Origin of the sequence: Actinomadura bangladeshensis (assembly GCF_004348335.1) — a bacterium.
In the GTDB taxonomy this organism is placed as follows: Bacteria; Actinomycetota; Actinomycetes; order Streptosporangiales; family Streptosporangiaceae; genus Spirillospora; species Spirillospora bangladeshensis.
The window spans coordinates 45,786-60,982 of record NZ_SMJW01000012.1; the positions used below are offsets into that span (position 1 = coordinate 45,786).

Genomic DNA, 15,197 nt, shown 5'->3' on the forward strand with positions numbered 1-15,197 from the left:
CTCGGTCCGGGGGTGCGGCCTCCGGACCGTCGCTAACTTGCCGTACTCATCGCGGCGTGCTCATCGAGCGCTCATAGCAATCTCGACCTGCTTCCGACTAGACGTCGCTTACCATTCGGCCATCCTGCTGCGGCGCGGCGGGCACCGCAACTCGCGCCCGCAGCGCACTGGCGTCGAGCGGACCCGGAAGGCGGAACGCCCTCGGGAACGCCCGACGTCGCTCTGCGAGCTCGAGACACGCCGGATCGGGATGCAGATGCGCGCCCCGTCCCGGCAGCCGCCCGCGGGTGTCGGGGACGATGACGCCCTCGACCACCACCAGGCGCAGCAGGTCGGACTTGGCCGTGCGGACCCGGCAGCCCACACACGTGCGTACAGGGACCGCCCGGCCACGTTCCATGAGTCTACCGCGCCGAGGCGTCGGCGGGGCCTGTCGCATGCTCTCCTGACGTAGAAGATCCTGTTTCGCCGGATTCGGCGGCCTGCGCGGGGGGCCGCTCGGGCTCGGTGTCGGACCGGATGTCGATCCGCCAGCCGGTCAGCCGGGCCGCCAGCCGCGCGTTCTGCCCCTCCTTGCCGATGGCCAGGGACAGCTGGTAGTCGGGCACCACCACCCGGGCGACCCGGGCGTCGGCGTCCACCACCTGCACATGCGTAACCCGCGCCGGCGACAGGGCATTCCCGACGAACTCCGCCGGATCGTCCGACCAGTCGACGATGTCGATCTTCTCGCCGTGCAGCTCGGCCATCACGTTGCGGACCCGGCCGCCGAGCGGGCCGATGCACGCGCCCTTGGCGTTCACGCCCTGCTTGCGCGAGCGCACCGCGATCTTCGTGCGGTGGCCGGCCTCGCGGGCGATCGCGGCGATCTCCACGGTGCCGTCGGCGATCTCGGGGACCTCCAGCGCGAACAGCTTGCGGACGAGGTTCGGGTGCGTGCGCGACAGCTGCACCGACGGCCCGCGGTGCCCCTTGCGGACCTGGACGACGTAGGCGCGCAGCCGCTCGCCGTGCTCGTAGCGCTCGCCCGGCACCTGCTCCTGCGGGGGCAGCACGGCCTCGATCCGGCCGAGGTCGACCAGCACGTTGCGCGGGTCCTTGCCCTGCTGGATGATGCCGCTGACGATGTCGCCCTCGCGGCCGGCGTACTCGCCGAACGTCAGCTCGTCCTCGGCGTCGCGCAGCCGCTGCAGGATCACCTGCTTGGCCGTGGTCGCCGCGATGCGGCCGAACCCGGTCGGGGTGTCGTCGTACTCGCGGAGGTCGTTGCCCTCCTCGTCGGTCTCGGTCGCCCACACGGTCACGTGCCCGCTCTGCCGGTCCAGCTCGACGCGCGCCTTCGGCGCCGCGCCCTCCGTCCGGTGGTAGGCGATCAGCAGGGCGTCTTCGATGGCCTTGACGGCCACGTCGAGCGAGATGTCCTTCTCGCTCTCCAGGCCCCGCAGGGCGGTCATGTCGATGTCCACGAGGTTCCCCCCTCTAGTCCGGCTCAGCCGGAGAACGCTTATCGTCGGCCGTCCGCTCCAGGGGTCTGAACTCCACCTGCACCCGGCCGCGCCCCAGCTCGCCCAGCCCGAACCGGCGCCGCACCGTCCCGGCGCCGGCGGCCTTCGCGCCGGCGGATCCGCCGCCCTTCGGCCCGGCTCCCTTGCCCCGGCCCTTCTGGACGACGTCGATCTCGACGGCCTCGTCGTCGGCCGCGACCACCCGGCCCTCGATCTGGCCTCCCTCGGCCAGCGGGGCGACGACCAGCCGGCCGACGGCGCGGCGCCAGTGCCGCGGCTCGGTGAGGGGTCGGTCGACGCCGGGCGAGGTCACCTCCAGCACGTAGGGCGAGGTCCCCATCACGTCGGAATCGTCGAGCAGGCGCGAGGCCGCCTCGCTCACCCGGGCCACGGCGTCCAGGTCGACCCCGCCGTCCCCGTCCACGACGATCTTCACGAGCCGGCGGCGGCCGGCCGGGCGCACGTCGACCTCCTCCAGGTCGAGGCCCGCCGCGCCGACGGCGGGCGCCAGCAGCCGGGTCAGCTCGGCGATCGCGGCGTCGCGCCCGCCCTGAGCGCGGCCACCGCGGGACTCGACGCTCATGGGCCCTCCTCGTCTTCCCTCTGTTGTCACGCCGGCGATCCGCGGATGTCACCGTACGTCCGCCGGCACCTCAAGACTATCGACAGCCGGAGACCGCGGCGGTCTTTCGGACGGCTCACCGGCGCGGCGGATATGGAATGCTTGAGCTGGCCCGATGGACGCGACCGGACAGCGCGACCGCGAGCAGGTCCGCGGGGCCACCGCCACCACACCACCGGGTGAGGAGTCTGCCTTGCCAGAGGCGATGCCGCGCCGCGCGCTGCTGCTCGGCGGCGGGGCCGCACTGGTCCTGCCGTGGCTCGCGGGGTGCGCCGCGCAGGCCGCGCCGCGCAAGGACGTGGGCACGCTCGTGGGCGCGATCGCGTCCGAGCGTGAGCTGATCGCGGCGTACGAGGCGGCGCGGGGCTCCGGTGCGGTTCCGGCCGCCCGGCTCGATCCCGTCCTGGCGCACCACCGCGAGCATCTGGCGGTCCTGAAGCGGCACTACGTGCCCGGTTCCGGCGACCGCGCGGACGAGGGCGGCGCCCTGCCGGGTCCGAGCCCCGCTCCGGCGGTCCCGGGCGGTTCGCCCCTCACCTGGCTGCGCGATCTGGAGGACCGCGCGGCCCGTGCGCGGACTGCCGACGCGGCGAAGGCCGGGCCCGCGCTGGCCCAACTGCTCGCGAGCATCGGCGCGTGCGAGGCGGGCCATGCCGGAACGGTCCGGGGCGAGCCGCCGGCCGTCCGGTCCACGACCGGCGCGCGGGCGGTGCGGACGGCGCTGGCCGCCGAGCACGCCGCCGTGTACGGGTACGGGGTGCTCGGGGCCCGGCTGCGCGGGACGCTGCGGGAGACCGCCAAGGAGATGTGGGACGGCCACCGCGCCCAGCGCGACGAACTGGTGTCGGTCCTGTCGGTGCGGCCCGCCCCGGCGGCGGCCGCGTACCGGCTGCCCGTGCGGCCCGCCGACGCCCGCGGCGCCGCCCGGCTCGCGGCGGCGCTGGAGGACGATGTCGCCGCCGCGTACGTCGGCGTCGCCGGCGTCTCCTCCCCCGACCTGCGGGCGTTCGCCGCCGACAGCGCGCAGCGGGCGATGGCGCGGTCGGCGCGGTGGCGCGCGAGGGCGGGCGAGGCGGCGCCGCCCGAGGCGTTCCCCGGGCTGCCGTCCGCGGCCCTGTCGCCGCGTCCCGAACCGGGTGAGTGATCTTCCGCACGGCGGGAACGATGCGCGGCACCGATCGCGTTGGTCCCGGTAGAGGGGACTACTCGGGGGAGGAGCCCAGACGTGAGCACGACTCCGCGGGAGGGCGGGCGCAGCGCCCTCGACGAGCTGCGGGACGCCTATCGTGAACAGCTGAACCGGCTCGCGGCCGAGCGCGACGCCGCGCGGCGCCAGGCGCGCCTGGCGCAGGCGCAGGCGGACGTGGCGCGGGCCGACCTCGCGAGCCTGCAGAGCCGCGTGCGGGAGCTGCTGACCGCCGCCGCCCGGCACCTGCCCGACCTCCCGGCCGCGGACCATCCGGCCGCGGACCGGCCGGCCGTGCAGGGCCCGGCCCGCGCGGAGCTCGCCGCCGGCGACGCGCCGGAGCCCTCCGCCGCCCCGGACGCGCCCGGCCACGAGGCGGCGCGCCTCGAACGCGCCGACCGTCCCGAACGTCCGGAACGCTCCGAGACGGAACGGCCTGAGCGGGCCGAGCGGCCCGAGCGCTCCGAGGGTTCGGCGCGGGCGGCCTGACCGGGGAGGAACGGCCCGTCCAAGGGCCGTGCGGGGGCCACCGGGAACCTGTCCCGGCGGTCTCCGCTCACGGCATCCCCTAGGGTTCTGCGAATGACCGCGTACGGCCTTCTCGTCTCTCCCTCGCACAACCGCGTCTACGCCCAGTCCGCCGCGGACCTGGTGAAGGCCGAGCTGACGGTGTTCAGTGAACGGGCTCTCGGCGGACGGGTCGGGGACGTCCGGGAGGCGGAGATCGGCGGTGTCCCCTACGTGACGTTCACCGGCGACGAGCTGACGGAGCAGGACATCCGCCTCCTGTCGAACCTGTCGTCGTTGTACGCGCTGTTCCAGATCGAGGGCGAGCTGCTGCGCCCGGTCGTGCTCCAGCGTCTGGACGTGTTCGGCAGCGACCTGCTCACCATCCAGAAGTACTCCGGAAAGACGAACGAGTACTTCACCAAGCTGCTGCTGAACGTCACGGCGATGGCCACCGATTCGCCCATGGACCTCGTCACCGGCCGTCCGCGCGTGCTCGACCCCATGTGCGGACGGGGCACGACCCTCAACCAGGCCATGATGTACGGCCTCGACGCAGCCGGGATCGACATCGACGGCAAGGACTTCGACGCCTACGCGGCGTTCATCAAGACCTGGCTGAAGAACAACCGGGTCAAGCACCAGGCCGAGATCGCGAACGTCCGGCGCGAGAAGGCCGTCCTCGGGCGCCGGCTGCACGTGACGCTCGCGGCGTCCAAGGAGCGGTACAAGAGCGGCGAGACGATGGAGATCACGGTCGTGAACGCCGACTCCGCCGGTGCCGGGAAGTTCTTCCGCCCGGCCTCCTTCGACCTGATCGTGACGGACGCGCCGTACGGGGTCCAGCACGGCAGCCGCCGCGGCCTCGCGGGGGGCGGCCCCCGCACCCCCGCCCAGGGCGGCCAGCCCGGCCGCAAGGGGAAGCCGCAGCTGTCGCGCAGCCCCGTGGAGCTGCTGGCCGCCGCCGTCCCGGAGTGGGCGCGGCTGCTGCGGCCGGGCGGCGCGGTCGGGATCTCCTGGAACACCTTCGTCGGCCGCCGCGAGCAGCTCGCCGAGATCCTCGCCGGGAGCGGCCTCGACGTGCAGGACTGCGAGGCTTACCGGGGCTTCCGCCACCGCGTGGACCAGGCCATCTCCCGGGACGTCATCGTGGCCCGCCGCCCGTCAGGCTGAATGCCACTGCTCCACGTGCGGGAGCAGTTCGTCCAGGCCGTGGATGAGGGCGTCCGGCGGTGTGAGGCCGGGCCGCTCGAAGGCGTGCGTGGTCTGGTGCCGGATCTGCACGGCGCGCAGCCCGGCGGACTTGGCGCCGTGGATGTCGTCGTAGGGGCGGTCGCCGACGAAGACGCAGGAGGCGGGGTCGGTGGCGCCGACGGCGTCCATGGCGGCGCGGAACGCCTCGGCGTGCGGTTTCGTCCAGGGGATCTCGCTGGAGTAGACGGCGCCGTCGAGCAGGTCGAGGACGTCGTCGCGGGCGAAGACCCGCTCGTGCCATTCGCGGGTCCAGATGGTGTTGGACAGGACGCCGATCTTGATGCCGCGCTCGCGCAGGGCGGTGAAGAGGCCGGGGACGGCGGGGTCGGTGTGGGTGTGCGGGGTCCACGTCTCGAAGTGCGTCCTCAGCATGTCCTCGGTGGGCCGGACGCCGGCCATCTCGAACGCCTCGGCGAGGGTCGCGCTTCGGTGCTCCTCGGTGCCGCGGCGCCACAGCTCGTCCTCGGCCTCGCAGAGCGCGGCGACGGCCGTCCCGACCGCGTCGGGCGGCAGGTGGGCGGAGCAGATCGCGCGCCACATGTCGGCCAGTTCGAGATCGTGCCAGGGGGTCAGCGTGCCGCCCCAGTCGAAGATCACAGCTTGTACGCCCATGACCGGATGGTAACCATAGGGCCGATCCGGACGATCACCCTTTACGCCGTGGATCCTCCCGGAGGGCGCGACCGGGCCACGTCACGTCCCGTCGAGGAGCCTTGATGCGCAGACCCCTGCTCGCCGCCCTGCTCACCGCCGCTCTCGCCGTCCCGCTCGCCGGCGCGGCCGCGCCGGCGGCGGCGGATCCGATCCCCGACGGGCCCGGCAGGGGCTTCGTCCCGGCCTACATCGGCGGCCCGGCGACGCCGGAGCCGCTGGCCGGGCGGCCTGTTCCGGCCAATCCGCACCAGGGGCCGGTGGGGACGTCGTCCATGCACGCCGACAGCTACGCCTCCGACGCCTACCCGTTCCCCGGGCCGCTCGGCCGCGACCCCGAGGTGCTCAACGAGGCCAAGGGCGGCGGTCTGCCGGGCCTGTGCTCGACGGTGACGTTCGCCCGCCGGACGGGCCTGATCGTCGCGCAGTGCACGCGCGGGCAGAACTTCATGCTGCGGCTGATCGACCCGAAGACGCTGAAGGACCTCGCGACGTTCGAGCTGCCGCCGCGGCCGTCGACCGTCCAGGCGGTGTTCTCGCTGAGCCTCGACAAGGTGCTCACCGACACCTCGGGCGGCGCCTACTACTACCTGGACCCGCAGGACCGCGCCGTGCTGGCGGACTCGGCGTTCCACCTGCGCCGCTTCGCGCACGGCAAGGGCCCGGACGGCACGTGGCGCTTCACGGTCACCGACGACTGGGACCTCGGCGGGTACCTCCCCCACGACTGCGCCACGTGGACGAACCCGTGGCCGAAGGGCGAATGCGACCCCATCACGGCGGTCGGGCCGGACTGGGACGGCCTGATCTGGTGGATCACGCGGAACGGGCGCATCGGCACGCTGAACCCGCAGTCGGGCACCGTCCGCATGACGCGGCTCGCCGGTGAGAGCATCCAGAACTCGTTCGCCGCGGCCGAGAACGGCGTCTCGATCGTCTCCGACCATGCGCTCTACCAGATGCGAGCCGACGCGAGCGGCATGCCGACGGTCGTGTGGCGGCAGCCCTACGACAGGGGTACCGGACGCAAGCCCGGCCAGATCGACCAGGGTTCGGGGACGACCCCCACGTTCTTCGGCGACGGCTACGTGGCCATCACCGACAACGCCGACGACCGCATGCACGTGATCGTCCGCCGCCGGGACGACGGTGGGCTCGTCTGCCAGATCCCCGTGTTCGACAGCGGGGCCAGCGCCACGGACAACTCGCTCATCGGCTACGGCGACAGCCTGTTCGTCGAGAACAACTACGGCTACCGCAACTTCTTCGAGCTTCCTCCGGGTGGGTCGTCCGTGGGCGGGGTGAGCCGCGTGGACGTGAAGCCGGACGGAAAGGGCTGCGAGACCGTCTGGACGAGCGGGGAGCGTTCGCCGTCCACCGTGGCCAAGATCTCCGTCCCCTCCGGCCTGCTGTACCTCTACACGAAGGAGCCCCGCAAGGACCTCCTCGACGCCTGGTACCTGACCGCCGTGGACGTCCACACGGGCCGGACCGCCTACAAGGTCCTCACCGGCATGGGCAAGTGGTTCGACAACAACTGGGCGCCCATCACCATCGGCCCGGACGGGAGCGCGTACGTCGGCGTCCTCGGCGGGCTGGTCGCCGTCCGCGACCGCGAGTAGGGGCCCGCTCGGCGGGGATACCGGTTCGATCAGGAGATAACGATGCGAACCGGGAGGAATCATGAGGGCACGCAGGCCCGGTGAGAGTCGCGACTTCCGCGACGACATCGACGACATGGGCGACAACGACCAGGACGAGGAGATCGGCCTGACCGAGGAGTACGTGACCGACCCGCCCGAGGAACTGGTGATCGAGGAGCCCTCGCAGAGCAGGGACGGGCTCTCCATCACCCAGTACGAGGAGGAGGCCGCCAGGGACGGCGACGACGAGCGCCCGCACTCCGACGCCCCCGCCGAGTCCGACGCGGTGAACCCGACCCGCAGACCCTGACCGCCGGCCCGCGGCGGCCGGTGACGCGTGTGGCAGGGATCCCTTTGCGGTTCGTTTCCGCACCGGGGGGAATGTCATAGGCGGGCCGTAGGTTGCGCTTGGCGGGCTAGCTTGCGAGGTGACCGGGACATGCACGACACAGTCGCGGCACCGGCCCGTCCCCCGGCCGAGGCCGACTCCCCGTTCCCGCCCTCCGGCGGGCGCGACGACGACGCGGGCCGCCCGTGGTGGCGGCGCAGGGCGGGGCTGATCGTCCAGTGGGCGCTGGTCGCGGCGGCCCTCGCCGCCCTCCCGCTCTACCGCGACGAACTCCCCGACCTCGGCGCCATCTGGTCGGCCGCGTCGCACGCCGACCCCGGATGGCTCACCATGGTGGTGCTGGCCGTGGCGGGGTCGATGGGCGCGTTCGCCCGGCTGCAGCGCCGGCTGCTGCGCGTCGGCGGCCTGCGGATGACGCTGCGCCGCGCGTTCGCCATCACCTACGCGGGCAACGCGCTGTCCACGACGCTGCCGGCGGGGCCCGCGGTGAGCGTCGTCTACACGTTCCGCCAGTTCCGCCGCGGCGGGGCGTCGGCGCGCCTCGCCACCGCGGTGATCCTGGCCGGCGGCGTCATCACGACCACCGCCTACTCGCTGGTCGGGCTGCTGGCGCTGCTCGCCGACCCGCACGCCCGCGGGCCCGCGCTGATCGCCCTGGCCGTCCCGCTGGTGCTCGCGGTCCTGCTCGTCCCGGCGCTGCGCCGGCCCCGGTCGCGCGCCCTGATCACGGCGCCGCTGCGCCGCGCCCACCGGTTCGCGCTCGCCCACCCGAAGACGGCCCCGTACGCCGAGCGGCTGGCCGGCATCCGCGACGTGCTGCGCCCGACCGGCCGCGACTGGGCGGCGCTCGCCTCGCTCGCGCTGCTGAACTGGGTGTTCGACATCCTGGCGCTGCTGTCGGCGGCGAGCGCGGTCGGCGTCGACGTCTCCCCGAACGGCGTCGCGCTCGCCTACTTCACCGCGCAGGCGGCGGGCAGCCTGCTGCCGCTGCTGCCGGGCGGGCTCGGCGCGATCGAGGGCAGCATGGCCGCGTCGCTGGTCGCGTTCGGCGCGACGCTCTCCCCCGCCGCGGCGGCCGTGGGCCTCTACCGCCTGGTGTCCTACTGGGCCGTCGTCGCCGTCGGCTGGCTGGCCTGGGCCGCCCTGCACGAGCACGCCCGCCTGGGCGCCCGGCTGAAGTCCCGCCTCGCCGCCGCCGGCACCGTCCTTATGGAGGGCATGGCGGCCTTCGCGTTCGTCGTCCCCTCCACCACGGCCCCGCTGAACCCCCAGGCCAAGCCGAACCGCTCCTAGCGGCCGTCCCCGCTCAGACTGGGCTGTCCTCGGGGGCGCGGAGCCTGGTCAGGACCTGCACCGGGTCGGACAGCACCTCGGCGAAGGCGAACTCGGCGGCGCCGACGAGGGTCGTGTCGTCGCCGAGGGCGGCGGTGCGGAGCTTGACCTTCTCGCGGGGCGCGGCCAGGGCGCCGGTCGCGAGGACGCTGCGGATCTGCGCGGCGGCGCCGAGGTAGATGTCGCGCAGCGTGCCGCCGAACACGACCATGCCGGGGTTGAACACGTTGACGAGGTTGGCGACGCCGAGGCCGAGCCAGGTGCCGACGCGGTGCAGCGCCTCCCGCGCCACGATGTCGCCCGCGTCCGCGGACGCGAGGACGTCGCGGACCGCGTCGCGGCCCGCCAGGCCGGGCGTCTCGCCCCGCCCGGCGTGGTGCAGCAGGGCCCGCTCCCCCACCTCGGCCTCCAGGCAGCCCTTGGACCCGCACGCGCAGGGCCTGCCGCCGGGGTTGACGACCATGTGGCCGATCTCGCCGCCGAAGCCCTCGTCGCCGCCGAGCAGCCGGCCGTGCGCGATGATGCCGCCGCCGACGCCGACGTCGCCGTGCAGGTAGATGAGGTTGTCGCAGTTCACCCCTGAGCCGCGCTCGTGCTCGGCGAGGGCGCCGAGGTTGGCGTCGTTGCAGACGGAGACGGGGATGCCGAGACCGATGCGGCGCGACAGCGCGTCCCCGAGCCGCAGGTCGCCGACATCGAGGTTGGGGCCGAACATGATGGTGTCGTCGGAGCGGCGGACGGTGCCGGGGAACCCCAGCGCGGCGCCGACGCAGACGGCGTCGCGCTCGGCCTTGCGGACCAGCGACCGGGCGCCGGCGACGAGCACGCCGAGCAGGTCGGCGGGGTCGGAGCCGCGGGCGCGCACTCCCTCGCGGCGGTCCAGCACGACGCCGCCGAGTCCGACGCGGGCGACGACGAGCCGGTCGACGCCGACCTCGAACGCCAGCACGTACACGCGGGTCGACTCCGGCCGGACGACGAGGGACGGCCGCCCGGCACGCCGGCCGGGCCCGCGCGGCAGCTCCTCGCGCACCAGGCCGGCGGCGGTGAGGTCGGAGGTCAGCGCCATGATCGTGCTGCGGTTGAGGCCGAGCGACTCGGCGAGCGTCGCCCGCGACGCCGGGCCGCGCAGGTGCACGAAGCGCAGCAGCGTCCCGAGGTTGTGGCGCCGGACGTCCTCCGGTGATGGGCCCGCCTTCATCATCGGCGCAGCCCCAGCTCTCCCCCAGTGCCCGAGGTGATCAGCTCGACCACCTGCCGGTGGGTGACGTCCGCGGTCCTGACCTGGGCGACCATCCGGCCGAGGTACAGCGCGGCGATCCGGTCGGAGATCGCGAAGACGTCGTTCATGTTGTGCGAGATCAGCACGACCGCGAGGCCCTTGTCGGCGAGCCGCCGGACGAACTCCAGGACCTGCTGGCTCTGCGCGATGCCGAGTGCGGCGGACGGCTCGTCCAGCACGACCACCTTGGCGTCCAGCAGGATGGCGCGGGCGATCGCGACGATCTGCCGCTGCCCGCCGGACAGGGTGGCGACCCGCCGCCGGACCGAGCCCAGCGTGCGGACGGCGAGCGAGGACAGCGCGGTGCGCGCCGTCTCCTCCATCTGGTCCTCGTCCAGGGTGAGGCCGGCGCGCTCCTCCCTGCCGAGGAAGAGGTTCTCGACGATGTCGAGGTTCTCGCAGAGCGCGAGGTCCTGGTGGACGATCTCGATGCCGAGCCGGGTGGCGGCGCGCGGGCTGGAGACCTTCACCGGCTCGCCCTCGAACCGGTACTCGCCCCGGTCGAAGGAGTGGATGCCGCCGATGCAGTTCACCAGCGTGGACTTGCCGGCGCCGTTGTCGCCGACGAGCGCGGTGATCTCACCGGGGTAGGCGGAGAACGAGACGTCGTGCAGGACCTTGACGGACCCGAAGCTCTTATCGATGCCGCGCAGGTCCAACGCCGGCGTCACTGACATGCCGAGGGGCTCCCACCGTGCCGCGCCGCCGCCGTGCGCCAGGCGGTCGTGGTCCGTGAGCGTATCAGCCGGGCTCGCGGCGCCGGAACCGCCGGAACCGCCGTCCGGCCACGCCTGGGAGCCGATGGTGCGAGCCACCGGCTCCCAGGCGTCCCCGGCCGCGTTCACGGGATCACCGCGCCCGCGGCCTCATCGTCCGGCGGACGTCCGCCGGCGTCTGGCCAGCGCGTCCATGGTGGCTGCGAGCAGGAGCACCACCCCGGTGATGAGGAAGCTCAGGTACGCCTTGGTCCCGAGCAGGCCCAGGCCGTTCTCGATGATGGCGATGACGAGGCCGCCGAGGACGGCGTCGCGGGCCTTGCCGCGCCCGCCGAACAGGCTCGTCCCGCCGATGACGGCGGCGCCGACCGCGTACAGCAGCGTGTTGCCGCCGCCCGCGTCCGTCGCGACCGAGTTGAGCCGGGACGCGGCCACGATGCCGCTCACCGCCGCCAGCCCGGATCCGATCATGAACACGGAGATGCGGATGCGGGTGACGTTGATGCCGGCCCGGCGCGCGGCCTCGGCGTTGCCGCCGACGGCGTAGATGTGCCGGCCGTAGGCGGTGCGGCCCAGCACGAACGTGCAGGCGATGAGCAGGACGCCGACGAGCAGCACGCCCCACGGGATGCCGCCCAGCGTGATCAGCGGGCTGGGCGCGCGGTCCTGGCTGAGCACGTAGGTGCTGATCAGCAGCGCCGCGGCGACGACGCCGGACTGCGCGAGCACGAACTCCACCGGCTTGGAGTGCAGGCCGCGCACCCGCTGGCGGCGCCAGCGCAGCAGCTGGGTCGCGGCGTAGCCGACCGAGCAGGCCACGGCGAGGGTCCAGCCGAGCCAGATCGGCATGTTCTTGGTGGCGATCGCGACGATGACGTCGTCGCGGACCGGGACGGTGCCGCCCTCGCCGATCAGCCGCAGGGTGATGCCCTGCAACCCGAGGAAGAACGCGAGTGTGACGACGAACGATGGGATGCGCAAGACGGCGACGAGCCAGCCGATGACGGTGCCGATGACGATGCCGGTCGCGACGGCGCTGATGATCGTGACGTACCAGGGCTGGCCGCCGTCCACGAGGAGCTTGGCCATGACGGCCGCGCTGAGCCCGCTCGCCACGCCGGCGGACAGGTCGATCTCGCCGACCAGCAGCACGAACACCACGCCCATCGCGAGCAGGGTGATGGGCAGCGCCTGGGTGGACAGGTTCGCGACGTTCGCCTTGCTGAGGAAGGTGTCGGGCTTCAGCGCGGTGAAGAGGATCACCAGGGAGATCAGGCCGAGGATGGCGGGCAGGGCGCCCAGCTCACCGGCCTTGATCTTGTTCCAGTAGTCCAGCGCCGCCGACTTCACGTCGTGTTCGCGCCGGTCGGTCGCGAAGTCCGAGTCCGCCAGCTTCACGGCGGCCTCCTTCGAACTGGGGATGTCGGTGGACACGCGGTCCCCCCTCAGATGCTCTCGGCGGCGATCGTCGGCGCGAGGCCGAGATCGCCGGATCGGCCGGCGGTGATGAGTTCCACGACCTGGCCGTGGGTGACCTCGGAGCGGGCGACGTCGGCGGCGACGCGGCCGAGGTACAGCGCGGTGATGCGGTCGGCCACCTCGAAGACGTCGTTCATGTTGTGCGAGATCAGCACGACGGCGTGGCCGCTGTCGGCGAGGCGCCGGACGAGGTTGAGGACCTGCTCGGTCTGGGCGACGCCGAGCGCGGCGGTGGGCTCGTCCAGGATCACGACCTTGGACTCCCACAGCGCGGCCTTGGCGATGGCGACCGTCTGCCGCTGCCCGCCGGACAGGCTGGACACCTGCTGCCGGACGGACTTGACGGTGCGGACCGACAGCCGGGCGAGGACCTCCCGGGCGGACTCCTCCATCGACGCCTCGTCCAGGACGAGGCCGGAGCGGCGCTCGCGGCCGAGGAACATGTTCTGCACGATGTCGAGGTTGTCGGCGAGCGCGAGGTCCTGGTAGACGACCTCGATGCCGAGGTCGGCCGCGGCGCGCGGCCCGTCGATGGTCACCGGGCGGCCGTCGAACTCGATCTGCCCCGAGTCGATCGGGTGGATGCCGGCGATGCACTTGATCAGGGTGGTCTTGCCCGCCCCGTTGTCGCCGACGAGGGCCATCACCTCGCCCAGCCGCAGCGTGAAGTCCACGTCGTGCAGGACGTGGACGGCACCGAAGCTCTTGTTGAGCCCGGTCAGGCGGAGGACGGGGTCTCCGTTTTCAGCCACGAATTTCCTTCCGGGTCGTGCCGCACGCCCGTGGCGGGCCCCTGGCGTCCCGGGCTTCCGGGTACCCGGGACGCCCTCAGCGGTTCGGGGCCCGCCACGAGGTCGGACGGGGGGTCGTTACTGGACCGTGATGCCCGCGGCCTCGCACTTGGCCGCGTACGCCCCCTTGCAGAGGTCGGCCGCCTTGACGGAGCCGTCGTCGACGACCTGCTTGACGTTGTCCTTGAAGACGCCGATCGGGTTCAGCAGCACCGACGGGACGTCCCGCTTGCCCACCGGGTCGTTCTCGGTGGCGGTGGTCTCGCCCTTCTCACCCTTGATCAGGGAGATGGCGAGCTTGGCCGCCGCGTCGGCCTCCTGCTTGGTCGGCTTGTAGACCGTCATGCACTGGTTGCCGTCGAGGATGTTCTGCAGGCCCTGGACGGTGGCGTCCTGCCCGGTGACCGGGATGTCGCCGGCCCGCTTGTTCTTCTTCAGGATCGACACGACCGCGTTGCCGAGGTTGTCGTTCGCGGCGACCACACCGTCGATCTTGCCGTGCTGCTCGGTCCACATCTGCTCGAAGAGGGTCGCGGCCTTCTCGGCCTCCCAGTCCGGGACGGGCTGCTCGGCGACCTTCTTGTAGTTGGTGACCTTGTCGAGGATGTTGTGCGCGCCCTTGGCGAACAGGGTGGCGTTGTTGTCGGTCGGGGAACCGTTCAGGTAGACGATGTTGGAGGCCTTGTCACCGAGGCACTTCTGCAGGCCCTTGCCCATCTCCTCGCCGACCTTCACGTTGTCGAAGGAGACGTAGTAGTCGGCGACGCCGCCGAGGGTGAGCCGGTCGTAGTCGATGGTCTTGACGCCCTGCGCCTGCGCCTTGCGCTGCACGGCGGCGGCGGAGTTGGAGTCCAGACCGGTGATCAGCATGACCGTGACGCCGCTGGTGAGCATCTGGTCGGCGATGGTCTGGAACCGCTGGGCCGAGCCCTCGGCGTTCTGGATGTCGCTGTCGATGCCGGCGGCCTTGAACGCCTGCTCGAGGTAGGGGCGGTCGAAGTTCTCCCAGCGCGGCGACGAGGCCGTGTCGGGCAGGATCACGCCGACCTTGCCCTTGGCCGCGTCTCCGCCGGAGTCGTTGCCGTCGTCCCCGCACGCGGTGAGGCTGAGCGCCGCGGCCGTCGTGAGGGCCATCAGGCTGAGGATCCCCTTGCGCATTGCCCGGGTCCTTTCTGGGGGCGGCCGCCGTGGCGCGGCCGGGGGGTCTTCGGACCCGGTGAGCGAGGTCACACGCCCACCGGGGTGAATGTTGTGCCCCGCAACTTATGTCGCGCTTGTCCCGTGCGCCAGACCTGACGGCATGTTGATTTGTTGTCGGCGGTAACAATCACGTAACACGAGATCAACTAGGGTGATCCGGGAGGTGGCGCGGGCATGGCGGCGGAGCGCCGCGCAGGCGCTCAGGACATGCTCGGGCAGGGCCGCGTCGGCGAAATGTTCCGCGGCTCAACATTCATCCGGCAGCGGCCGCCGCCCGTCCCGCCCAGGGGACGGACGGTGCGCGGCCCGGTTCTCCGCCGGAGAGATCAGCGCAGGGCGAGGACCGCCGAGATGCGGTCGGCGGCGGCGGCGACCTCGTCGGCGGCGGCGATGCGCTCGGCCCACGACCACCAGTACCACCAGCCGTCCGCGCCCTGCTCCGCCAGGATGTTCTCGGTCAGGGCGGTCGCGTCCGGGTTGATCACGTGCAGGGTCGGCGACTGCCCGCGGGGCAGGGTGAGGCGCACCCGGAGGCCGCGCTTGACCAGCTCACCGCCGAGCTCTTCCAGATATTCGATCCGCGTCTTCGACGGCGCGGCCGTTCCCGTATCGTCAGGCGTCATCCTTAGCTTCCTCACGGACTCCGCGCGGCCCGACGTGTACATTGCCCACCCTCCCCC

16 protein-coding genes are annotated in these 15,197 nt (G+C 72.8%); 6 read left to right on the plus strand and 10 right to left on the minus strand.

The window, feature by feature from the left end; genetic code table 11:
* Positions 1–97 precede the first annotated feature (97 nt).
* From E1284_RS04475 to rimP, 3 genes are read right to left on the minus strand one after another with little or no spacing between them, the layout of a single operon-like run.
* Positions 98–439: a YlxR family protein gene (locus tag E1284_RS04475; protein WP_341770370.1), complete on the minus strand. Its 342-nt coding sequence runs from the start codon at positions 437–439 to the stop codon at positions 98–100.
* Entirely contained in the window at positions 405–1,454 is a 1,050-nt protein-coding gene (nusA, locus tag E1284_RS04480) for a transcription termination factor NusA (RefSeq protein WP_131937358.1), read from the minus strand. Before nusA ends, E1284_RS04475 begins: the two co-directional genes overlap by 35 nt.
* A 25-nt stretch (positions 1,455–1,479) precedes the next feature.
* On the minus strand, positions 1,480–2,088 hold the full coding sequence (gene rimP / locus E1284_RS04485; RefSeq protein WP_131937316.1) for a ribosome maturation factor RimP: 609 nt from the start codon (positions 2,086–2,088) through the stop codon (positions 1,480–1,482).
* 154 nt (positions 2,089–2,242) lie between these two features.
* Between rimP and E1284_RS42905 the strand changes: the two genes are divergently transcribed.
* The 3 genes from E1284_RS42905 to E1284_RS04505 all read left to right on the plus strand — a co-directional run bounded on the left by E1284_RS42905 (position 2,243) and on the right by E1284_RS04505 (position 4,993).
* Positions 2,243–3,271 (plus strand): DUF4439 domain-containing protein, encoded by a 1,029-nt coding sequence (locus E1284_RS42905; RefSeq protein ID WP_243714248.1) that lies wholly within the window; start codon positions 2,243–2,245, stop codon positions 3,269–3,271.
* An 81-nt stretch (positions 3,272–3,352) separates the two neighbouring features.
* Positions 3,353–3,802, plus strand: coding sequence for a hypothetical protein (locus E1284_RS04500; protein WP_131937318.1), 450 nt, complete (start codon positions 3,353–3,355; stop codon positions 3,800–3,802).
* A gap of 93 nt (positions 3,803–3,895) precedes the next feature.
* On the plus strand, positions 3,896–4,993 hold the full coding sequence (locus E1284_RS04505) for a TRM11 family SAM-dependent methyltransferase (RefSeq protein ID WP_131937320.1): 1,098 nt from the start codon (positions 3,896–3,898) through the stop codon (positions 4,991–4,993).
* Here the strand turns inward: E1284_RS04505 and E1284_RS04510 are convergent.
* A complete protein-coding gene (locus tag E1284_RS04510) occupies positions 4,985–5,686 on the minus strand; it encodes an HAD family hydrolase (protein ID WP_131937322.1) in 702 nt (233 codons plus the stop codon). The genes E1284_RS04505 and E1284_RS04510 overlap by 9 nt on opposite strands.
* A gap of 104 nt (positions 5,687–5,790) precedes the next feature.
* Here E1284_RS04510 and E1284_RS04515 point away from each other — a divergent pair, with 104 nt between their 5' ends.
* From E1284_RS04515 to E1284_RS04525, 3 genes are all read left to right on the plus strand, one after another.
* Complete coding sequence (locus E1284_RS04515) at positions 5,791–7,347, plus strand: PQQ-binding-like beta-propeller repeat protein (RefSeq protein ID WP_131937324.1); 1,557 nt, start codon at positions 5,791–5,793, stop codon at positions 7,345–7,347.
* Positions 7,348–7,408: 61 nt separating this feature from the next.
* A complete protein-coding gene (locus E1284_RS04520) occupies positions 7,409–7,678 on the plus strand; it encodes a hypothetical protein (RefSeq protein ID WP_131937326.1) in 270 nt (89 codons plus the stop codon).
* 129 nt (positions 7,679–7,807) lie between these two features.
* Positions 7,808–9,010, plus strand: a complete 1,203-nt coding sequence (locus E1284_RS04525; RefSeq protein WP_131937328.1) for a lysylphosphatidylglycerol synthase transmembrane domain-containing protein — start codon at positions 7,808–7,810, stop codon at positions 9,008–9,010.
* Positions 9,011–9,023: 13 nt separating this feature from the next.
* On the opposite strand, the gene E1284_RS04530 is transcribed toward E1284_RS04525, so the two are convergent.
* From E1284_RS04530 to E1284_RS04555, 6 genes are all read right to left on the minus strand, one after another.
* Positions 9,024–10,250, minus strand: coding sequence for an ROK family transcriptional regulator (locus tag E1284_RS04530; RefSeq protein ID WP_131937362.1), 1,227 nt, complete (start codon positions 10,248–10,250; stop codon positions 9,024–9,026).
* Positions 10,250–11,008 carry an ATP-binding cassette domain-containing protein gene (locus E1284_RS04535; RefSeq protein ID WP_131937364.1) on the minus strand — a complete coding sequence of 253 codons (759 nt, stop codon included), beginning with the start codon at positions 11,006–11,008 and terminating at the stop codon, positions 10,250–10,252. Before E1284_RS04535 ends, E1284_RS04530 begins: the two co-directional genes overlap by 1 nt.
* 189 nt (positions 11,009–11,197) lie before the next feature.
* Entirely contained in the window at positions 11,198–12,481 is a 1,284-nt protein-coding gene (locus E1284_RS04540; RefSeq protein ID WP_131937330.1) for a sugar ABC transporter permease, read from the minus strand.
* An 11-nt stretch (positions 12,482–12,492) separates the two neighbouring features.
* Positions 12,493–13,278 (minus strand): ATP-binding cassette domain-containing protein, encoded by a 786-nt coding sequence (locus E1284_RS04545; protein WP_131937332.1) that lies wholly within the window; start codon positions 13,276–13,278, stop codon positions 12,493–12,495.
* Positions 13,279–13,395: 117 nt separating this feature from the next.
* Positions 13,396–14,475 carry a sugar ABC transporter substrate-binding protein gene (locus E1284_RS04550; RefSeq protein WP_131937334.1) on the minus strand — a complete coding sequence of 360 codons (1,080 nt, stop codon included), beginning with the start codon at positions 14,473–14,475 and terminating at the stop codon, positions 13,396–13,398.
* A 368-nt stretch (positions 14,476–14,843) separates the two neighbouring features.
* Positions 14,844–15,140, minus strand: a complete 297-nt coding sequence (locus E1284_RS04555; RefSeq protein ID WP_131937336.1) for a hypothetical protein — start codon at positions 15,138–15,140, stop codon at positions 14,844–14,846.
* Positions 15,141–15,197 lie beyond the last annotated feature (57 nt).